The 20,828-nt window shown below is 68.8% G+C and carries 17 protein-coding genes and 1 pseudogene; 4 read left to right on the forward strand and 14 right to left on the reverse strand.

All coding sequences use genetic code 11. The annotated features are described in order from the left end of the window. Positions 1–213: 213 nt before the first annotated feature. On the reverse strand, positions 214–564 hold the full coding sequence (locus ACFC96_RS09775) for an ArsR/SmtB family transcription factor (RefSeq protein WP_376261497.1): 351 nt from the start codon (positions 562–564) through the stop codon (positions 214–216). Between the two features lie 110 nt (positions 565–674). On the opposite strand from ACFC96_RS09775, the gene ACFC96_RS09780 reads away from it, so the two are divergent. Next, positions 675–1,652 (forward strand): zinc-binding alcohol dehydrogenase family protein, encoded by a 978-nt coding sequence (locus tag ACFC96_RS09780; RefSeq protein WP_376611252.1) that lies wholly within the window; start codon positions 675–677, stop codon positions 1,650–1,652. A 138-nt stretch (positions 1,653–1,790) separates the two neighbouring features. Here the strand turns inward: ACFC96_RS09780 and ACFC96_RS09785 are convergent, their stop codons facing one another. The 3 genes from ACFC96_RS09785 to ACFC96_RS09795 all read right to left on the reverse strand — a co-directional run bounded on the left by ACFC96_RS09785 (position 1,791) and on the right by ACFC96_RS09795 (position 5,874). Next, on the reverse strand, positions 1,791–2,972 hold the full coding sequence (locus ACFC96_RS09785) for an acyltransferase (protein WP_376611254.1): 1,182 nt from the start codon (positions 2,970–2,972) through the stop codon (positions 1,791–1,793). Positions 2,973–3,040: 68 nt separating this feature from the next. Beyond that, positions 3,041–5,455: a glycosyltransferase gene (locus ACFC96_RS09790; RefSeq protein WP_376611256.1), complete on the reverse strand. Its 2,415-nt coding sequence runs from the start codon at positions 5,453–5,455 to the stop codon at positions 3,041–3,043. An 8-nt stretch (positions 5,456–5,463) separates the two neighbouring features. Continuing rightward, entirely contained in the window at positions 5,464–5,874 is a 411-nt protein-coding gene (locus ACFC96_RS09795) for a hypothetical protein (RefSeq protein WP_376611258.1), read from the reverse strand. 161 nt (positions 5,875–6,035) lie between these two features. Between ACFC96_RS09795 and ACFC96_RS09800 the strand changes: the two genes are divergently transcribed. Next, positions 6,036–7,073, forward strand: a complete 1,038-nt coding sequence (locus tag ACFC96_RS09800; protein WP_376611260.1) for a chitinase — start codon at positions 6,036–6,038, stop codon at positions 7,071–7,073. Positions 7,074–7,188: 115 nt separating this feature from the next. Beyond that, positions 7,189–8,472, forward strand: coding sequence for a low temperature requirement protein A (locus ACFC96_RS09805; RefSeq protein WP_376611262.1), 1,284 nt, complete (start codon positions 7,189–7,191; stop codon positions 8,470–8,472). Between the two features lie 94 nt (positions 8,473–8,566). Here ACFC96_RS09805 and ACFC96_RS09810 read toward each other — a convergent pair whose 3' ends face one another. The 9 genes from ACFC96_RS09810 to ACFC96_RS09850 all read right to left on the reverse strand — a co-directional run bounded on the left by ACFC96_RS09810 (position 8,567) and on the right by ACFC96_RS09850 (position 18,388). Further along, on the reverse strand, positions 8,567–9,580 hold the full coding sequence (locus ACFC96_RS09810) for a hypothetical protein (protein ID WP_376611264.1): 1,014 nt from the start codon (positions 9,578–9,580) through the stop codon (positions 8,567–8,569). A 549-nt stretch (positions 9,581–10,129) separates the two neighbouring features. Then, complete coding sequence (locus ACFC96_RS09815; protein ID WP_376611266.1) at positions 10,130–11,242, reverse strand: ABC transporter substrate-binding protein; 1,113 nt, start codon at positions 11,240–11,242, stop codon at positions 10,130–10,132. Positions 11,243–11,514: 272 nt separating this feature from the next. Next, on the reverse strand, positions 11,515–13,326 hold the full coding sequence (locus ACFC96_RS09820) for a multicopper oxidase family protein (RefSeq protein ID WP_376611267.1): 1,812 nt from the start codon (positions 13,324–13,326) through the stop codon (positions 11,515–11,517). A gap of 327 nt (positions 13,327–13,653) precedes the next feature. Beyond that, on the reverse strand, positions 13,654–14,445 hold the full coding sequence (locus ACFC96_RS09825; protein WP_376611269.1) for an alpha/beta fold hydrolase: 792 nt from the start codon (positions 14,443–14,445) through the stop codon (positions 13,654–13,656). A 128-nt stretch (positions 14,446–14,573) separates the two neighbouring features. Next, the gene (locus ACFC96_RS09830) at positions 14,574–15,218 is read right to left on the reverse strand and encodes a CoA transferase subunit B (RefSeq protein WP_376611270.1); all 645 of its coding nucleotides are present in this window, start codon (positions 15,216–15,218) and stop codon (positions 14,574–14,576) included. Between the two features lie 2 nt (positions 15,219–15,220). After that, positions 15,221–16,003, reverse strand: a complete 783-nt coding sequence (locus ACFC96_RS09835) for a CoA transferase subunit A (protein WP_376611271.1) — start codon at positions 16,001–16,003, stop codon at positions 15,221–15,223. Further along, positions 16,003–16,299 (reverse strand): muconolactone Delta-isomerase, encoded by a 297-nt coding sequence (catC, locus tag ACFC96_RS09840; protein WP_376261472.1) that lies wholly within the window; start codon positions 16,297–16,299, stop codon positions 16,003–16,005. Before catC ends, ACFC96_RS09835 begins: the two co-directional genes overlap by 1 nt. 71 nt (positions 16,300–16,370) lie before the next feature. Continuing rightward, a complete protein-coding gene (gene catA / locus ACFC96_RS09845) occupies positions 16,371–17,231 on the reverse strand; it encodes a catechol 1,2-dioxygenase (RefSeq protein ID WP_376611272.1) in 861 nt (286 codons plus the stop codon). Between the two features lie 53 nt (positions 17,232–17,284). After that, positions 17,285–18,388 (reverse strand): mandelate racemase/muconate lactonizing enzyme family protein, encoded by a 1,104-nt coding sequence (locus tag ACFC96_RS09850; protein WP_376611274.1) that lies wholly within the window; start codon positions 18,386–18,388, stop codon positions 17,285–17,287. Between the two features lie 179 nt (positions 18,389–18,567). Between ACFC96_RS09850 and ACFC96_RS09855 the strand changes: the two are divergent. Beyond that, a pseudogene (locus ACFC96_RS09855) lies at positions 18,568–19,795 on the forward strand (RNA-guided endonuclease InsQ/TnpB family protein). On the opposite strand, the gene ACFC96_RS09860 reads toward ACFC96_RS09855, so the two are convergent. Beyond that, a complete protein-coding gene (locus ACFC96_RS09860) occupies positions 19,792–20,778 on the reverse strand; it encodes a LysR family transcriptional regulator (RefSeq protein ID WP_376225843.1) in 987 nt (328 codons plus the stop codon). The pseudogene ACFC96_RS09855 and the gene ACFC96_RS09860 sit on opposite strands and share 4 nt — an antisense overlap. Positions 20,779–20,828: the final 50 nt, after the last annotated feature.

Here is a 20,828-nt window from a genome sequence, read left to right on the forward strand (position 1 = left end):
CCGCGGCGCCCACCTGTACCGGACGGGCAGAAGCGTTCATCTGTGACGGCTGCCGCGCCAGGATCATCGCCCGCTCCTCGCCGGGGCCGTCGACGGCCAGGTACGGGGCCCCGATCTGCGGTGACCGGGGCGGCAGCTTCTCCGACGTGGGCTTCGGCGGACGGGTTTCCACGAGCGGTGGCAGCGAGCGATCGCGTCCGCTGCTCTCGCGGCTCAGGTGACGGAGTCGGCGCGAAGTGCGAGGTCGAGAAGGCCGGGGAAGCGGTCGTCGAACTCCTCCCGGCGTAGCCGGTTGAGCCGCTTGGGGCCCTGATCGCGCTGTTCCACCAGGCCTGCGTCGCGCAGGACGGAGAAATGGTGGCTCTTGGCGGCCCGGCCGACCGGCACGTCGAAGTTGCTGCAGCTGAGCGTCCAGTCAGGTTGATCGGCAAGATCGCGGATCAGCTGGATGCGTACGGGGTCCGCCAACGCGGACAGGGCGGTCAGGAGCGGAACGTCGTCGGGATGCGTGTGCACGGGCGCCGGACGGTACCCCGCACTCGCACGCTCTGACCTCGTCGCCATCCCGATTCCTTCCCGGCGTCCCGCGTATCCGTTTGCCAAGTGTTCGATGTTCATCTTACAGTCCCAGTGTTCGCTTCTCGTTGAACACTCATGGAGAGACGGGTTCACTTATGCGTGCGGTGGAGTTCCAGGAGTACGGCGGCGCCGAAGTGCTGCGGCTCGTACAGGCCGTCGCCCCCGAGCCGGGGCCGGGCCAGGTGAGCATCGATGCCGCGTGGGCGGGAGTGAACTTCGCGGACATCAAGGCGCGCGCGGAGGGGTACCGGGTGGCCTCGCTGCCCCACCGCCCCGGCCTGGAAGTGTCCGGCCGGGTCAGGGCGGTCGGTGAGGGAGTCGAAGGGCTGACCATCGGGCAGGAGGTCGCCGCTCTCGTCGACGGCGGTGGCTACGCCGAGGTCGTGCTCGCCGAGGCCGCGGCCGTCTTCCCGCTGCCCGGCGGGCTGGACCTGCGTACCGCGGCCACGCTGCCCACGGTGCTGCCGACCGCGTACGGCCTGATCCACGAGGTGGGGCGTCTCCAGGCGGGAGAGAGCGTCCTGGTGCACGGTGCGGCGGGAGGCATCGGCACGGTGGCCGGGCAACTGGCCCGGGCGGCCGGCGCCGGCGCGGTGTACGGCGTGGCGTCCACGGGCGCCAAGGCCGAGTACGCCCTCCAGTACGGCTACGACCAGGTCTTTCCGACCGAGACCTTCGACGAGGACGTCCGAAGTGCCACCGGCGGCAAGGGCGTCGACCTGATCCTCGACCCGGTGGGCGGCGACACATTGCGGCGCGGTCTCGACGCACTGGCGGTCTTCGGGCGCCTGGTGTCCTTCGGCAACGCCGGCGGGCAGCAGCCGTGGCAGGTCGGGCAGTCCGATCTGTACGCGAGGGGCCGCACGGTCGCGGGGTTCTCCATTCTGGGGCTCGCGCAGACCGCCCCCCAGGTGGTGCGCGCACTGACCGAGCGCGCCTTGCGCACGGTCGCCGACGGCACGGTGAAGCTCCCCGTCACCGCGGAGTTTCCGCTCGCTGACGCCGCCGGCGCTCACCGGCTCGTCGGCTCACGCAGCTCAACGGGCAAGCTGCTGCTGCGCATCGGCGACTGACCGACACCAACGGCACGGCACTCGGATCGGTTCGTTCAGCCGGCCGGCCGTACTGCTTCCGGCCTCCGGGCGCCATGGCGCCCGGAGGCCGGAACCGCGAACAGAGGGTTCACGTCGTGGGGGAGACAGAGCTGGGGCTCACGGCAGCAGCCGAGGCCGTCGTTTCGCCGCGACGTCCTCCACCCACCCCACCAGCGGGATCGCCACCGCGATCAGCACCCAGCCGACACCGAACATGAACCACTGGCTCTCCAGCGGCAGGTACTGCGCGAACGCGGGCACGTTCCAGAACTGGTCGATCAGCGGCACCGCGAGGATCAGCGCGATCTCGTGCCAGAGATAGACCGTCATCGCCCGCGCGTTGAAGACCGACACGATCCGGTCGAGCCGTCTGAAGCGGGCCAGCCACGCGAAGTCGACCTTGAAGAACGCCTTCGAGTACATCAGCAGGGTCACGAACCCGGCCGACCAGAAAGCCTGCGCCAGCGGGATGTCGTCCAGGTCGTAACTCCCGTACTCCGCCTGGTGGGTGAGGGTGAACCAGGCGCCGTAGGCCAGCGCGACGAGAGAGAGCACGACGACGGGTCCCGGACGCAGCCGTGCCAGGACGCCTTCGCGGTGCGCGATGCCGACGAGCCAGCAGAACAGGAACGTGGCGAAGTCGAGGAGGCAGCTGCCGAACCGGTTGTCCGGCGCCTGCCACACGTACTGGAGCACCACGATCGGCGCGAGCGAAGCGAGAAGCACCGCGAGCGGCGCCAGCCGGAACACCTTGAGGAGCAGAGGCGACAGAAGCACGAACCACAGGTAGGCGCGCAGGTACCAGAGGATCTCCCATGCCTGCATGCCCCAGCTGTTGCCCGGCGGGTCGCCGAGGGGGACCACCCAGTACACGACCTGCCACCCCGGCATCCAGCCGTGCAGCAGCATCGCGAGGACGACGAACACTCCCCAGAGCCAGAAGGGCGGCAGCAGCCGCCGAATCCTGCTTCTGATCACCGAAACGGCGGGCCGTTCAAGGGACTTGGCCATCAGCGACCCGGCGAGCGCGAACATGACGCCCATGGAGGGGAAGACGAGGCCCGCCCACATCCAGCCGAACGTGTGGTAGGCCACGACGCGAACAAGTGCGAGGGCGCGAAGCGTGTCGAAGTACCGGTCGCGACCGCCTGTCCGGGCTGCCGGCGCCTCGGGCGCGGGTTCTCTGTCGAGCCCGATCACCCGGAGTGGTGTGGTGTCCTGATCCAGGGCCGGCGTACCCGGCGTGCCTGGTGTACCTGACGCACTTGGCGTTGCAGGCGTTGCAGGTGTCCCAGGCATTGCAAGCGTCCCAGGCGTTCTGCGCGTTCGCCGGGCGGCGCGGTGACGATTTCCCCGTGTCTCCGAGGTCACCGCCCCACCCCCGTCGGCGTCCCGACCTCGCCGGTGCGCTTGAGTTTCTGCCAGCGCAGCCGGCCGCCCGTGAGGGCGGTGATCGAGGAGTGGATGAGGACCAGATACATCATCTGGCGGTACGCGATCTGCTGGAGCGGGAGCATCCACAGGTAACGGTACTTCTCGCCGTCGAGGCGGAACGCGTAGGCGGCACACACGAGTTGGACGCCGAGCACGGCCAGCCATGCGAGCAGGGACGCCTTGAGGTCCACGAAGATCATCGAGTAGACGGTGAAGAGGTCGATCAACGGTGCGAAGACCGGCGTGACGATCTGGAAGAGCACCACGAGCGGCATGCCCACTCGCCCGAAGCGGCCCGAAGGCCCCTTGTCCACCAAGGACTTGCGGTGCTTCCACAATGCCTGCATGGTGCCGTACGACCAGCGGTAGCGCTGGCTCCACAGCTGCTTGAGCGAGGCCGGCGCCTCCGTCCACGCCCGCGCATGCTCCTGGTACACCACGCGCCATCCGGCACGGTGCATCGCGACGGTGATGTCGGTGTCCTCGGCGAGGGTGTCCTCGCTCATGCCGCCGACCTCGAGGACGGCCTGGCGCCGGAACGCTCCGATCGCTCCGGGGATGGTGGGCATGCAGCGGAGCAGGTCGTACATGCGGCGATCCAGGTTGAAGCCCATCACGTACTCGATGTGCTGCCAGGCACCGATGACCGTGTCGCGGTTGCCGACCTTGGCGTTGCCCGCGACCGCGCCGATCTCCGAGGCGGCGAAGGGCTGCACCAGCTGCCGGACCGTGTCCGGCTCGAAGACCGTGTCCCCGTCCATCATCACGACGATGTCGTAACTGGCGTTTCGCACACCGTTGTTGAGCGCCGCCGGCTTGCCCGCGTTCTCCTGGCGGATCACCCGCACGTTGGGCAGGCCGAGGGACTCGGCGATCTCCTTCGTGCCGTCCGTGGAACCGTCGTCCACGACGATGATCTCGATGGGATGTGTGCTCTGCGCGAGAGAGTTGAGCGTGTTGGCGATGCATTCCTTCTCGTTGTACGCGGGCACGATCACACTCACGGGCCTGGTGACGGGCGGCCCCCAGCTGAAGCGGCGCTTGTTGCGCTGCCGGTAGTGGCGCCGTGCGAGGACGAGCATCATCGCGAATCGCGCCATGACCGCGACTCCGACGACCGCGAGGAAGACGGCCAGCGTCGGCACGGTCCACTCGGCGATCGCGACCGCCGCGATGAGCGCCTTTCCCTCATAGAGGGTGGTGCCGGTGGCTTTGGAGTGGGCGGCCTGGTCGACGCTCCACGCGCGGCCCGAAGCGTTCGTGCCGGAGGAAGGAGCGGTCCCCTGCGGGGCCGGGGCGCCACCCGGGACCTGACCTGACCTCTGCGCGCCTCCGGCCCGAGCGCCCGAGTCCTGTGTCTCGCCGGACTGCGTCCCGTCGGCCTGCGCGCTGCTGCCCTGTGTGGATCCGTTCTGCGAGGCTCCGTTCTGGGCGGAGCCGTTCTGTGCGGAGCCTCCCCGCGCCGCGGACTTGGCCATAGCGCCGCTGACCGTCGTGAAGGTGTAGCCCTTCGCCTTCATCTTCTTGATGTACTTCGGCAGCGCTTTGAGTGTCTGGGCACGGTCGCCGCCGGCGTCGTGGAAGAGCACCGACGCGCCCTTGTTCTTCTTCGGCGTCGCCCACTGGACGATCTTCGAGACGCCCGGCTTCTTCCAGTCGTCGCTGTCGGTGTCGACGAAGACACTGGTGTAGCCCATGGCGCCGAGCTTCTTGTAGACCGGCCAGCTGTAGTTGTCGATCGCGGATGCCTCGGACGAGTAGGGCGCGCGCACCAGCTTCGTGGTGATGCCGGCCGCTCCCGCCAGGGCCAGCTGGGTCTGTGTGAGTTCACGCTTGACCCGGGCGTCGCTCTGGTAGGAGAGGTCGACGTGGGTGAAGGTGTGCAGGCCGACCTCGTTCCCCTGGCCGACCATGTCCTTCACGATGCCGGGGTGCCGGGCGATCATGGAACCCACGAGGAAGAACGTGCCGTGCACATCGTTGTCCGCGAGGATCTTGAGGACCTTCTCGGTGTACGTGGCGTCGGGACCGTCGTCGAAGGTGAGCACGATGGTCTTCCTGGGAACGGACTGCGTCCGCATGGAACCGTTGGCGGACGTCAGAATGGGGCCGCCGTCGAGGATGCGCTGCGGCACCTTGTCGTAGGCCGCGTCGGTGCGGACACGGCGGTCGCCCAGGACCTCGGCCCGCAGATATCCGTCGAGCAGCATCACGCTGACGAGTCCCAGGACGAGAACGAGCGCGAGGACGACGCGTGGCCGCTGCAGAGCGGCGGCTCGGCGCCCGGCGCGTTCGAAGCGGGAGGGAGCGGCGCGGCGGCGTCGCCGCGCGGAGGTGTTGCGCGTCATGTCTTCCCTTACCGCGCGTCACTGACGTCGGCCGTCGCTGACGCAGAAGGGGCGGGCAGCGAAGGGCTCGGCGAGAGGGAGGGCAGGGTGGCCGGAGGCGTTCCCTGCCGACCGACGCCGCCAGGGGCGACGTATCCGGCGTCGGCCGGACCACGACCGGTGCCGGCGCCGCCACCTCCACCGCCGAAGGGCAGCAGATCGGTCGTGCTCACGGACACGCCCCACCCCATGAACGACAGGCCGAGGACGACCGCGTAGCCCAGGCAGGCGACGACCACGGCAAGGCCGAACCTGCGCAGCAGCTTGGCCCGCCGCCCGGAGCTGTCGACGAAGACAGGGCCTTCATCGGCCCCTTTTCCACGCTTGCGGTGGCTTCCGCGCCCACGGGCACGGTTTTCGACGGAGGAATCGAAATGCATTCCCCGGACGCTAAGGGATCTTTATGTGGCCACTCACAGTCATTCCTGTGCGCACCCTGAGAAGGCCCTCAGTTCGCTGTGATTCTCCGGATGACACCTGGAACACAGGCTTCCGTGTTTCAGTTCCGGGACAGGACCGACAAGAAATGGGTGCATGCGCGATGAGGAACATTCTGGGCAGGCCGGCCGCCGCGATCGTGTCGCTGGTGGCGGCAGCGACCTGCGCGGGGTGCTCATCGGGGAGCCCGGGACCGGGCTCTGACGCGGCGGACGCGTCACCGCACGGGGCACCGTCGCCGACCGCGACGGCACCTTCGTCCTCCAGTCCGTTCGCCCCCTACGTCAGTGCCACGGACGCTTCGGACCTGGACTCGGCCGGCTCCCCCGCCACGTACAACCTCGCTTTCACCATCGCGGACGGCAGCTCCTGCACACCCGCGTGGAACGGCACCCACGCCATCGGCGACGCGACGGTGAAGAAGCGGATCTCGGCGCTCAAGTCGTCCGGCGCGACCGTGCGCGTCTCCTTCGGCGGGGCGTCCGGCAAGGAACTGGCCGAGACGTGCGCCAGCGCGTCCGCTCTGGCCGACGCCTACGCGGCCACGCTCGACGCCGCCGGCGCCACCCAGGCCGACTTCGACATCGAGGGCGATGCGCTCAAGGACTCCGACTCGGTGACCCTGCGCTCGAAGGCGATCGCCCTGCTGCAGAAGAAGCGCACCGACCTCACGGTGTCCTTCACTCTCCCGGTGATGCCCTCGGGCCTGGACACGGACAGTGTGGCGCTCCTGGAGTCGGCCAACGACCAAGGCGTGAAGGTGTCCAGTGTCAACGTCATGACGATGAACTACGGCACGTCCTACACCGGCGACATGGGCGATTACGCCATCACGTCGGCCAAGGCCACCCATGACCAACTCAAGGACATCTTCGGGCTGTCGGACAGGAATGCGTGGCGCGGACTCGCCCTGACCCCGATGCTCGGCACGAATGACGTCGACAACGAGACGTTCACCCTTTCCGACGCGGCCCAACTGCGTTCCTTCGCGGAGAAGAACGGCCTTGCATGGGTCTCCATGTGGTCCACGTTCCGCGACCACCAGTGCTCCTCTGCGGACTCTTCGGCGGACGACGCGCTCAGCAACTGCAGTGGTGTGCAACAGAGTTCCGGAGCCTTCGGCAAGGCTCTGGCCGGCTGAGCAACAGCGACAGGGACGAAGAAGGCAACAGTCACGGCGACCGTGATCGCCGCACCTCGCGCGCCGGTCCCGCGTCACTCGGCTCGACGCGCACCCATGCGGCATCATGCTCAGCATGAGCAACTCCCACCACACCCACGGTGCCGGCGGCAACCTGGCGCACAGTCGGGTGCCGATGACCGGCCGCGATCCGGAAGAACCCGGTCGGGTCTCTTCACCGCTGGAGCTGCTGTTCGACCTGACGTTCGTGGTCGCGGTGGGAACCGCCGCCTCCCAGTTCGCCGACATGGTCGCCGAGGGGCATCCCGGACAGGCCGTCACCGCGTTCGTGCTGGCGATGTTCGCCATCAGTGTCGCGTGGATCAGCTTCAGCTGGTTCGCGTCGGCGTTCGCCACGGATGACTGGCTCTACCGGGCGCTGACGATGCTGCAGATGATCGGCGTCGTCGTGTTCTCGCTCGGCCTGCCCGCGATGTTCCACTCGGTCGACGAGGGCGACCACCTCGAACTGAGGGTGACGGTGATCGGGTATGTCGTGATGCGCATCGCGATGGTGCTGCAGTGGCGGCGCGCGACGCGCGAGTCCCCCGAATTCCGGGACGTCGGGAGGGCGAACATCCGCTGGACGGTGATCGTCCAGGCCGGTTGGGTCGCGGTCGCGTTCGCGCATCTGCCGCTCGACGCGGCGTTCGTCGCCTTCATCGTGCTGGGCGCGCTCGAACTGGCACTGCCGGTCCTCACCCAGGGCGGCGCGGGCGGCACCCCCTGGCACCCCCACCATGTCGCCGAGCGGTACGGCCTGTTCGCCATCATCGTTCTCGGGGAGGGCGTCGTCGGGACCGTCGCGTCCTCGGGCGACCTTCTGGGCGGTGCGGCCGGAACCGAATGGAGCGGCAACGCGATCGCCGTGGTCGTCGCCGGCGTGGGACTGACCTTCGGCATGTGGTGGGTGTACTTCTCCACCCCCTTCGGCGACATCCTCGTGCACCGCCGCAGCCGCGGTTACCTCTTCGGCTACGGGCACATCCCGCTCTTCATCGGAGTGGCAGGGGCCGGAGCCGGTCTGCACGTGGCCGGCGTGCACCTCGAGCACCACTCGGAGATCAGCGACGTCGCCGTCGTGCTGTCCCTGGCCGTCCCGGTCGGCCTGTACCTGCTGATGGTGTATCTCCTGCACACGCTGTTGCTGTCCGCGGCCGACGCCTTCCACGTGCTGCTGATCTCACTCACGCTGGCGGTACTGCTCACGGCGGTGCTCCTGTCCGTGGCCGGCGTCGCCACCGCGGCGTGCCTCCTCATCGTGATGCTGGCCCCTTTCGTCACCGTGGTCGGCTACGAGACGATCGGTCACCGTCACCAGCGACACATGCTGGCAGCGCTCGGCACGCAGAACCACTGACAACTCCCCTCGGCAGCGGGGGAGATGCTCTCGGATCGAAGGACGCGGAAGCCACCTGCGTACCCTTTCCACGCTTTCAACCCGTTCGATGCGTTCAGTCTCTGGGGTGCGGGTCGTACTGGACGATGGCGCCGCGGCTGAAGTTCGCGTCGCCGTGTGCCTCCAGTGTCACGGAGCCGACGCCCCAGACCCGGTCGGTACCGGGGATGGATGTGACCTCCGCCAGTCGTAGCTTCTGCTTGCGGTCGGTGGCGGTGACTTCGCCGCTTCGGCCCGCAACGGCCGGCGGGGAGCCGATCTTACGAGGCGCGCCGTGCATGGGGCGGTGGCGGATCGAGCTGAGCAGCGTGCTGCCGCCGGCGTTGTCCCCCTCCATCCCGGCGGCCGTGATGACGCCGTCACCGGCAGGAATCCCGCAGCGGCGGCAGGCATCGGGCGACGTCTTGCTCCAACTGGTGCCGTTCCAGTGGAAAGCGAAGGATGCGGCGTACACGGCATCCCCGTTGTCGTCGTCCCCGACGAGGCGGCTGATGGCCCAGATGTCGTCCGCGGCCGGCGCGTAGAGCGCCATGGGACTCGCACCCATCGAGTTCGACTCATAGGCCGAAGGGAGTCCGACGACGGGGAGCTGTTCCCGCTTCCAGGTCTCTCCGTCCCAATGGAGCATCATCGGGGCGCCATTGACGAGGCCGTTCTCCTCGCCCCTCGTCACCCCGTACGCCCACACGTCGTCCCCGGCCACTGCCGCGAGCTGCGACACATGGGCAGGCAGCGCCATCGAAGTCCAGCGGGAGCCGTCCCAGTGCCAGGCGGTGGTGCCTTCGCCCACAGCCCAGACGTCTGCCGGGCCGAGGACGGCGACATCCCTGTCGTCGCCGGGGGCAGGTGTCCGCGTCCACCGCGTCCCGTCGAAGTGCGCGGCGTACATGCCGGTGTTGGGGCCGCCGCGAAAAAGCCACACGTCGCGTGGTGAGGATGCCTCGAGGCGATAGTCGGCGATGGGGGCCGCCCCCATCCCCGGCGGCAGCGTCTGCGGACGCCAGGAGGAGCCGTCATAGCGCAACAGCGTCACCTGCTGTTCGTCGACGTTCCCCACGACCGGCGTCACAGCGAGCGCCCAGGCGTCATGCGCTGATACGGCGGCAACATTGACGACGGAGGAGGAGAGATCCTTGGTCAGATGACTGTAGGTCCACCCCGCGGGGCGCGCGCTGCGAGCCGCGGCGGGCCCGCCGCCTCCGCTTCCGCCTCCGCAACCGGCCACCGCAAGTGCCATCACCAGCGCCGCAGTTGCCGCACGCCATCGCCGCATCCCGAACCCCCCTCCCACCTCGTGACCGGGACCTTACATGCCTGGCCCGGCCCCCCGGGAGACAGCGCTCGATGGTGAATGGGCTGAACTCCCGAGACGACGTCGGGTGATTGAGGGGTCGCCCGGCCACCTTCTTCGTGTCATCTGCCAGTACGGCGGCCGGCACAGGGCGGAGGATACTCGCTGCCACGACGGCGCCCCGGCGAGCCGCTGCAATCCGAGGGCAGGCGTTGCCACGTACAGGTCGAAGCGCAGATGGGGGAAGCACATGACTGTGCAGCAGTACGACGAGATCGGCGTGACGTGGCGGGTGACCGCGTCACGCGGCGAAACCGCCGTCTTCTTTCAGCCGGTGTGAAGGATCCGGAAGCGGCCGGGTTCCGCCGGGTCCCGGTCGACGACTTGCACGGGAGCCCAGGCCCATTGCCGGACGCTGATGCCCGGTGTGCGGGAGAACCGGATCTGCCCGCGGGTGCCTTCGACTGCGACCCGCGGCCAGGACGCGGCGATGCGTGCCCGGTCCGCGCCGTGGGAGCGCAGCAGATCGGCGAGGACGGTGACCGTGTCGTAGCCCTCGAAGGCGACGAACGAGGGCGCTCCGCCCAGCCGCTCACGCAGCGCTGTCTCGACCCGTGCACCGAGTGGGCCGAGACGCTCGGGCAGGTAGCGGAGGAACGGGATCGCGGTGCCGTCGTCGCCCAGCAGCTTCTCCCATTCGGTGCACTCCGGTTGCCCGGCCGGAGCGCCGATCAAGATCTCGGCGAGACGCTGGTCGCGGCGGACGGACTTGACGATCGACACCGCGGGTTCCGGGTGGCCGACCAGGAGAAGGAGGGCTGTCGCGCGATTCTCGACGAGCTGGTCGCACACGTCCGCCGGGTCGAGGTCGACCATGTCGAGTTCGATGACGCTGCCACCGCGCGCAGCGAGGCAGTCCCGCAGGATGCGGATGCCGGATGTCCAGTAGACGCTCGGCTGCGCGGCTACGGCGATGCGACGGTGGCCCGCGCCGAAGAGGAAGTCCGCGTAGATCCGCCAGCCGTGGGACTGCGCCGGGGCGAGGCGCGCGACCCATTCCGTCGGTTGGTCGGTGAGCGCGTCGAGAACCGCTGACGAGCAGAGGAACGGCAGGCCGAGGGCGTCGGCCCGGGCAGCGGCGGCGCGAGCGACGACGCTGTGATACTCGCCCGCCAGAGCGGCCACGCCCGTGCGAGCCAATTCATCGACGGTCTCCGCGGCCCTCAGTGGATCGGCTGCGGTGTCCCGGACCACCAGCTCGAGCGGTCGTCCGCCGATCCCTCCGGCGTCATTGACTTCGCGAGTGGCCAACTCGATCCCGGCGAGCAGGTGTTGGCCTGCCTCGACCCAGCCGGGCCGGCTCAGCGGAACAAGGGCGCCGATCCGGACCGATGTTCCGTCAGTCCGTTCCGCGGCAGCGGGCGATGGTGGCGTATTCATGGGCCGGCGTCTCCTGAGTACGAGGCGGTGGCACCTTTGTCCGGATCGTCGGATGGCAGAGTGATCACCAGTGACGCCGAGGGTAGCCGAGCCGAGGCCGGACACCTTCGGGGCCCCGGCCGAGAGCGGCACCCTGGGTGCCCCGTTTGCCTACGGGCTGACTCCCGGCTCCTGTACGTGCTTGAGTCGAGCCCGAACCGGCCGTCGTGATCACCAACGACGGTCGGCCGCCACGGTGTTCGGGGAGGCCGGCCGTCGTTCGGTCGATCCGGTCAGCGGCCGTCGCCGTGGCTGCCGGCGTGGTCACCACCACCGTGGTGGTCGTCGCCGACGATCGTCCACGGGCGCATCAGGTCGTCGTCTTCGTGTTCAAGGATGTGGCAGTGCTGGACGTACGTCGCCGGCAGCTCGGTGCCGCTTCCCGGCAACCCCGCGATCCTTTCCGTCGGCGGGTCGAATTCATTGATGACGATTCTGGTCACCGTCTCCGGATAGGACTTGACCGTGTCCTTGCGGGACAGTGCTTCGTCCGGCTCCGGCGGAATCGGCGGACCGGTGAGATAGCTGGCCAGCACCGGCCTGTCCTCCGGTTTGCGGCCACCGTCGATCCACTTCTCGTATTGTTCCTGGTAGCCGGCCGCGTCGATCGGCTGCCTGTTCAACACCTGGAAGTTGACGAGGTGGACATGCATCGGGTGGGCGTCGTGGTTGGGATTGATGTACTCCCAGATCTCGGTCGAGCCCGCCTTGATGAAGTCCTCGGACGGCTCCATGAACGGCACCGCGTTGAACGTCATGGTGGTGAAGAGCTTGTGCTGGTACAGAACCCATTCCCGGCGGCGGGTGCGCGCCGTCACCTTGATGGGGGCGGCCTTCGGCAGCTCGAGCCTCTTGGGCGGCGTTGACCTGTCTCCACCGCCGGACGGTCGCTTGATGACATGGAATTCCATGACTTCGGAGATGTCCGGTCCGCCGCCGCCGGGGAAGTGCACGGGCGCGTTGTAGTTCGTCAGCTTGATCTTCGTGCCCATGGGCATATGGGTGAAGTCGACGATCAGGTCGTACCGTTCGGCCGGCGAGATCAGGAAGTTCAGCATCTGCAGCGGGGTGCGGAGGCCGCCGTCGGTGCCGATCAGCCAGAACGGCAGGACGGGCTGAGGCAGTACGTCCTCGGGAACGTCGAACCTCAGCCGCCAGAAGCGCTCGTTCGAAGCGTTGAGAACGCGCAGTCGGTAGCGTCGCTGCTCGACGGCCAGGAAGGGATACGCCTTCCCGTTGACGACCGGGGTGTCCTCGCCTTCCCGCAGGGTCATGGTGTAGGCGAGCGAGCCGTCCGGGTGGAAGGTCCGGTCCTGCAGGATGAGGGGAACCTCGAATTCGCCTCGCGGCAGCCCGAGCCGATCGTCGGCGGGATCACCGACGCGGTAGAGACCTGCGAGGCCCGCGTAGACGTTGACGCTGGTCATTCCCATACCGTGGTCGTGATACCAGAGCATGCACGAACGGTCGTGGTTGGTGTAGGCGCAGATCGACTCGTTGGGTTTGACCCGGCTCGGGTCCAGGCTGCTGTAGGACTCGGCGTGGATGCCGTCCGGGCTGAACGACTGCAGCGGCATGCCGTCGGACTGTGGCGCCGTGAAACCGCCGTGCTGGTGTACGACGTTCCACACGTTGACATTCGCGGGAAACGGCTGCATGGGCTTGTAGGGAGGCGGAGGGGTCGGGGTGAGCTGAGGGTCCCCGTTGCGAATCTTGTCGATCACGAACTGGAACAGGTGGGTGGTCGGCAGTTCGTTGCGGTACTTGACGACCGTCGGGTGGTCCCTGGTCACGTTGAGGGTCGGCCCCAGGTAGCCCATGCCGATCGGCTTGCGAGGGTCGTGCGGGTTCGTGGCCCAGTAGCCCCACACCTTGGCCGGCCCGAGGTCCCGGTGGAAGCGCCACGTGCCCGGCCTCATCGTGATCTCGTAGTAGTCGGCGCCCGGATAGACGGAGGGATCCGAGACGGCTGTCCTCGGGATGGGCAGCGGGTCGACGTACTTCTTCAGTTTGGGGGTGTGCGGAATCGGTGTGCCCGCAGACATCGACCCATGACCGTGACCGTCCGATGCGTACGTTTTACCTTCCGCGCCCCGTGGAAGCATGGCCGCACCGCCCATGGCGCCGGCCATGAGGAATCTGCGTCGCCCAACCATCGTCTTCAGCCCTTCGTCGCCTCGCGTGACGTTGAAGAGATACAGGGCTGGTCAGGGCCGTGGACGCAGCGCGCCGGTCCGCTTCGGGAAAGGCACTCATTGAGCCGATCTCGGTAGTGATTCGGAAGGTATCGGTATATCGGAATCGAATTACTACCACCAATCCGAAATCCTGCTTCGCCGTTTTCAGGGCGTGAATTCGCCCACGGTGCACATTCAATATTGCGGCCCTTTCGCGGTGTGGAGATGGGTGCTCAGCGCGGCGCCGACGGCCTCGGGCTGCTCGACCGCGAGATGCCCGATGGCGTATTCCTTCAGCGTGGCATCGGGGATGCCGTCCGCGAGTTCCCGGGCGTGATCGAGAGGGGTGGCGATGTCGAGGGAGCCGCCGACGACGAGAGTGGGAGCGCTGATGCGGCCCAGGCCGGGTCGCAGGTCGTAGGCGGCGAGTGCGTCGCAGCAGGCCGCGTAGCCGACCGGATCGGTTTCGGCGAGGTCCCGCAACAGAGCACGCCCGAGCGGGGTTTCGGCGGCTCCCGCATCGCCGAACCAGCGGCCCGGGCTGGTCTCCGCCACGGGCCCGACCCCCTCGCGCCGCACGAGGGCGGCACGCTCCTGCCAAGGCTCCGGTGGCCCGAAGCGGGCCGAGGAGCAGACCAGCCCCAGCGCGGCGACACGTTCCGGGTGGTGGACCGCGAGATGGGCCCCGACCGCGCCGCCGAGCGAGATGCCGGCGTACGCGAACGACTCCCAGCCCTGGGTGTCCGCGAGCCGCAGCACCTGTGCCGCCAATGCGGCGACGCTCGCCGTGCCGTCGTGCGGAAGGAGATCCGCGCGTGACCCACCGTGTCCTGGAAGGTCCCAGCGCAGAACGCGGTGCGACCGCGTGAGAGTGGCCAGTTGGGGACTCCACACGTGCACGGACGTGCCGAGTGACGGGCCGAGGACGAGCGGGGGAGCGCCGGGTGGGCCGTCGAGTACATGGTGCAGGAGCTGAGGCTGAGCCACGCGCAATCCCTGGGTGCTGTTCGAGGAGAGCTTTCGGAGGAGGCGGTGCGGAGAGGAGATTTCGGTAGAGAACCGTCAGCCGATCGGGGTGCGGATCGGGTCGGCGGCGCGGACGCCCGTGCGGCTGTTCACCGGACCACCTCCGGGATGTGGACCTTGGCGCCGGTCTTGGCGACGACCTCGTTCACCGTCACGTCCGGCGCCAACTCCACCAGGCGTACGCCGTCTTCAGTGATGTCGAGGACAGCGAGGTCGGTGATGATCCGGTCGACGCAGCCCTTGCCGGTCAGGGGGAGCGTGCAGGTGTCGACCAGCTTCGGCGACCCGTCCTTGGCCGTGTGGGTCATGGTGACCAGCACCGTGCGGGCGCCGTGGACGAGGTCCATGGCGCCGCCGATCCCGGTGATCATCTTTCCGGGGACGGCCCAGTTGGCCAGGTCACCGGTCGCGGAGACCTGCATCGCGCCGAGCACGGCGACGTCGATGTGACCGCCGCGGATCATCCCGAAGGAGAGCGCGGAGTCGAAGTAGGAGGCGCCGGGAAGGACCGTGACGGTCTCCTTGCCCGCGTTGATCAGATCGGGGTCGACGGCGTCGTCGGTCGGGTACGGACCGGTGCCGAGGATCCCGTTCTCGGACTCCAGGATCACCTCGACGCCGGCCGGAAGATGATTCGGTATGAGGGTCGGCAGGCCGATGCCGAGGTTGACGTACTGCCCGTCGCGCAGTTCACGGGCGGCGCGGGCGGCCATCTGTTCGCGTGTCCAGGCCATGGTCAGTCGTTCACCGGTCCTTGTGCCGCGGGCGCGGAGACCGTGCGCCGCTCTATGTCTTTGTCGACGGCCTGTTCCGGGCTCAGCTCGACCACGCGCTGCACGAAGATGCCCGGCAGGTGCACCTGGTCCGGGTCGAGGACACCGGGCTCCACCAGCTCCTCCACCTCGGCGATCGTGACCTTCCCGGCCATCGCCGCGAGCGGGTTGAAGTTGCGGGACGACTTGTTGAAGACCAGATTCCCGTGCCGGTCGCCCTTCGCGGCGCGGACCAGCGCGAAGTCGGTGCGGATGCCGCGCTCCAGCACGTACTCGACACCGTCGAAGACGCGCACCTCCTTGGGCGGGGAGGCGAGAGCGACGCCGCCGCTGCCGTCGTAGCGCCAGGGCAGACCGCCGTCCGCGACCTGGGTGCCCACCCCGGCCGGGGTGTAGAACGCCGGGATTCCGGCGCCGCCCGCGCGCAGCCGCTCCGCGAGCGTGCCCTGCGGGATCATCTCGACCTCGATCTCGCCGGCCAGGTACTGACGGGCGAACTCCTTGTTCGCGCCGATGTAGGAGCCGGTGACCCGGGCGATGCGGCCCGCCGCGAGCAGGACGGCGAGTCCGGAGTCCATCGCGCCGCAGTTGTTGGACACCACGGACAGGCCCGTGGTGCCCCGCTCGTACAGCGCCTTGATCAGTACGTTCGGCACCCCGCTCAGTCCGAACCCGCCGACCGCCAGGGACGCACCGTCCCCGACATCGGCGACGGCATCCCCGGCCGACGCGACCACCTTGTCCATCAGACGGCCTCGCCCGTCGCGGCGATGTCCGACGGATGCAGCGCCAGCGGCGTGACCTCGATCTCCATGTACGGGAACAGCGGCAGGCCCCACAGGATGTCGTGCAGCTCGTCGTTGTCCCGGACGTCGAAGACGCTGAGGTTGGAGTACTGGCCCACGCAGCGCCAGATGTGCGGCCAGACGCCCTTGCGCTGGAGTTCCTGCGAGTACGCCTTCTCGCGGGCGATCGTGTCCGCGCGGACGTCAGGGTCGAGATCGTTGGGTATGCGGACGTCCATCTTGACGGCGAACAGCACGGCGGGCTCCTCGAGTTACGCGGTGGGGCGGGCGCGCGCCCCGGAGGCCGGGCCCCCGGGGCAGAGGCGCGTCAGGCGCGGTCGAGCACGAAGTCGTACGTCACTTCGTTGCCCTCGCCGGTCGTGGCCGGGGACGGGTCGAGGACCAGTTCCGGCTTGACGGCCTGTGCGATGTCGTCCTCCACGTGGCTGCCGCCCTTGAAGTAGAGCTGCGTGGTGATGAGGTGGTGGCCCGCGGCCGCGACCTTCAGGTGCAGATGGGCCGGACGCCAGGCGTGCCAGCCGGCGGCGGAGATGAGCTTGCCGCAGGCGCCGTCGGTGGGGATCTGATAGGGGGCCGGCTCGATCGTGTGGATCTTGAAGTGGCCCCGGTCGTCGGCGACGACGGTGCCACGCAGGTTCCACTCGGGCAGACCGGGGGCGTACTGGGAGTAGAAGCCGTCGTCGTCGGCGTGCCACATCTCGATCGTCGCGCCGGCCAGGGGAGTCCCGTCGACCGAGGTCACCTGGCCCTGGAAGAGGAGGGGTGTGCCCTTCTCGTCGGGGCGCACGGGGAGGGCCGCCTCGGCGGGCAGCTCCGGGGAGTCCGGCACGTAGTAGGGGCCCTCGATGGTGCCCTTGGAGCCCCCGCGGCTCTCGTTGGCGACCTCCTCGACGACGTGCTCGATCCACACGTCGAGGAAGAGCGGCCACTCGCCGTCCTGGCCGACCTGGATCAGCCATGCCTTGACGGCGTCGTACTCGGCGTAGGTGACCTTGTGGCGGCGGATGATGTCGTGGACGGACGCGATGAGTTCGGAGGCGAGGGTGTCGACGCGCTCCTGGCTGCTGGCCGCGCCGGAGCGGGCCTTCTGGGCGAACGCGGCGGTGGCGGCGTTGCCGGACGCGGCGGCGGTGGCCTGCTCCTGCTCGGTGTCGGTGAACGTGGTCATGATGCGGCTCCGATCGGTAGGGGTGTGACAAGTCGAACGTGCACAACGGGTGTTCAGCTGTCCTGGCGGTAGCGCGTCAGCTTCTCGGGATCGAGTTCGATGCCCAGACCCGCGCCCTCGCGCACCCGCAGCGTGCCGTCACGGATCTGCAGGGGCTCGGCGAGCAGGTCGTCGGTCATGTCGAGGTAGTTGGAGAGTTCGCCCGCGCGGCGCGAGGTGGCCTCGAAGGCCGCGCCGAAGGCGACCGAGCACAACGAGCCGATCTGGCCGTCGATCTGATTGCCCATCATCACCTCGACGCCGAGGCCCTCGCTCTCGAACAGCACGCGCTGGGAGTGGCTGAAGCCGGTGCGGGCCGTCTTGATGCTGATGGCGGTGGCCGAGCCGCCGAGGAGTTCACGGGTGACCTCACCGGGGCGGGTCGCGCTCTCGTCGGCGACGAACGGGACCGGGCAGCGTTCGACGAGCCAGCGCCTGCCGAGCACGTCGTCGGCCGGGCACAGTTCCTCGGCCAGGGTGAGATCGAGGTCGTCCATGGCGCGCAGGGCGCGGGCCGACTCCGAGGCACTCCAGCCGCGGTTGCCGTCGACGTACAGTTCGACACCGTCGCCGAACGCCTCGCGCAGAGCCCGGCACACCTCGACGTCGAGCCGGTAGGGGCGGCGGCCGACCTTCACCTTGAACGTCGTGATGCCGTAGGTGTCGCGGACACGCCGCGCCTCTTCGACCATCTCCGCCGGGGGAGCGAAGCCGAGCATGTGCGACACGGCCATGAACTCGCCGTATCCGCCCAGGAGTTCCGTCACCGGCAGGCCGGCCGCCTGGCCGACGATGTCCCACAGGGCCATGTCGACGGCGGCCTTCGCCGTCGGGTTGCCGACGGTCCGGTTCAGCTTGGCGTGCACGGCCTCGCGCCGGGTGGGCGCCATGCCGAGCAGCTGCGGCTCGAAGAGCTGCCGGATCACGGCGACGATCGACTGCTGGGTCTCGCCGTAGGTGAAGGGCCGGGGCGGCGCCTCGGCCGTGCCGGTGAGGCCCGCGTCGGTGTGCACCCGTACCAGGACGTGCTCGGCGGTGTGCACCTCGCCGCTCGCGAACTTCAGCGGCTTTCGATAGGGGATGGCGAAGGGGATCGCCTCCACTGCGGTGATCTTCACCGGTTTCCTCCGTGGCTGCCACGGCCTTGAGGCCGGGGAGGAATCGGACTCCTGCGGAGCGGGACAGGGGAAGCTGATTGGCCGGCGGGGCGGATCGGCGTGCTCCCGTCGTGGTGGTGAGGCAGCCCCCGTTGGGTCAGAGCTCTCAACTGTCAGTCCTCCCGGATAGGTTGCTGTTCATGACGACCGCAGCGCAGGAGACGGCAGGTGTCGGGCATGCCCGCTACACCTTCCGTCTTCGCGTGTCGTCCACCGCAACTGGCGCCCTTGAAGCGGAATGGGCGCGGTGCCGGTGGCTGTGGAACGAGTGCTGCGCCCGCTCGAAGAAGGCGCACGCCGAGAACGAGGAGTGCGGTCCGGCCCGGCTGGATAAGATGCTGACCCAGGCGCGTACCTGTATGGGCTGGCTGCGCGAAGGCTCCAGCGTTCCTCAGCAGCAGGTGATACGCGATTTCGCGAAGTCGCGGGCGAAGGCGCTCAAGGACATCAAGGCCGCTGTGCCGGTGCGGCAGCGGGCCGGGATGCCCCAGTACAAGAAGAAGCACCAGGACGAGCTGTCGCTGAACTACACCCAGCGGGGTTTTCGACTCAACGACGGCCGCCTGCACCTGGCCGGCGGCATCGCCGTGACGGTCGTGTGGTCGCGTGCCCTTCCCACGCCGCCCTCCAGCGTCCGCGTCTACCGCGACAGCACCGGAGCTTGGTACGCGTCTTTCGTCGTCGCTGGCATGAGTGAGGCCCTGCCGGGGACCGGGCGGGTGATCGGGATCGACTGGGGTGTGAAGGAGATCGCGACCACCACCAGCGACGACCACGACCTTGCCCACCCGCAGCACGGGAAGAGTGCCGCCCAGCGCCTGGCGCATTATCAGCGGATGATGTCCCGGCGTAAGCCGAAGCGTGGACAAGCCGGGTCGAAGGGCTACCGCGAGGCGAAGCGGCAGACGGCGAAGCTGCACAAGAAGGTGGCCCGGCAGCGTCAGGACACCGCCCGCAAGTGGGCCAAGAAGGTCGTCCGCGACCATGACGCCCTGGCCGTGGAGGACTTCCGGCCGAAGTTCCTCGCGAAGTCCACCCTGGCGAAGAAGGCCGCTGACGCGGCGATCGGCGCGACCAAGACGGCCCTGGTCGAGATGGGCCGTAAGCACGGCCGGTGGGTGCACCTGGTGCACCCGGCGTACACCACGATGGACTGCGCAGACTGCGGAGCGAGAACCAAGCACGCGCTGCCTCTCTCCCAACGAACGTATACGTGCACCACATGCGGGATGTCCCGGCCACGGGACAAAAACTCAGCCCGTGTGATGCTCGTCCGGGCTGGTCTCTGTCCCGGCTAGTGCTGATCGTGTAAGACCTGCATCCCCGCCGGGGATCAGGCCACGTGAGCTAGGAATCCCCCTGATCTAGCTGGGGGAGGTTTCAAGTGGTTCCTCTGTGATTGCTGTTGCTGTGCTGTGTGCACCGCCCCCGCTGGGGGCGGTGACGTCCGGGGAGGCGTCGCCGGTGGGGAAGGCGTCGGCCGCCGTGAGGGCCGCGAGGACGGCCGCGAGCAGTGGTGAGGTGTCGCCCGTGCGCCAGGCGAGGGCGAGGCGGACCCGCTGGGCGTCCGGGACCGGCCGGAACACGACCCCGTCCCGGCTGACGGACCGCACCGAGTCGGGCAGCAGCGCCACCCCCAGACCCGCGGCGACCAGGGCGAGAGCCGTGGACGTCTCCGTCACCTCGTGAGCGGTGTGCGGATGGAAGCCGGCGCTCAGACAGCTGCTGATCACCGCGTCGCTGACGATGGAGCGGGACGTGGCGGCGTACATGATGAAGTCCTCGCCGCGCAGCCGCTCCAGCGGCACCTCGGGTGACCCGGCGAGCCAGTGGTCCTCCGGCAGCACCAGGACGAGCGGCTCCTGCGCGATGTCGCGGCAGGTGAGGCCCTCGCCGCGCACCGGAGGCCGCAGTACCCCGATGTCCAGGCGCGACTCGGAGAGCGCCGCCTCCTGGGCCGGGGTGAACATCTCGGTGTGGACCTCGAGTGCCACCCCGGGCAGTTCGCGCTTGACGATCCGGGCGAGCTCAGGCAGATGCCGGTAGCCGGCCGAGCCGGTCAGGCCGATACGCAGGATGCCCTCGGCGCCCTGCGCGAACCGCCTGGCCCGGGCGGCCGCCTCGTCGACGGAGCGCAGGATGCGGACGACGTCGGTGTGGAACACCTCGCCCGCACCGGTCAGGCCGACCTGGCGGGTGGTGCGGTGGAACAGCGCGACCCCCAGTTCCGCCTCCAGCTGCCGGATCGCCTGGGAGAGCGGCGGCTGTGCCATGCGCAGCCGCTCGGCAGCCCGCCCGAAGTGCCGGGTCTCCGCGACGGCGGCGAAGTACCGGAGATGGCGCAGTTCCATGAGGGCCTCCACAGACGAAGGGACACGCAGGCGACGCGGACGTGCAAACA

This window comes from Streptomyces sp. NPDC055955, assembly GCF_042270245.1.
In the GTDB taxonomy this organism is placed as follows: domain Bacteria; phylum Actinomycetota; class Actinomycetes; order Streptomycetales; family Streptomycetaceae; genus Streptomyces.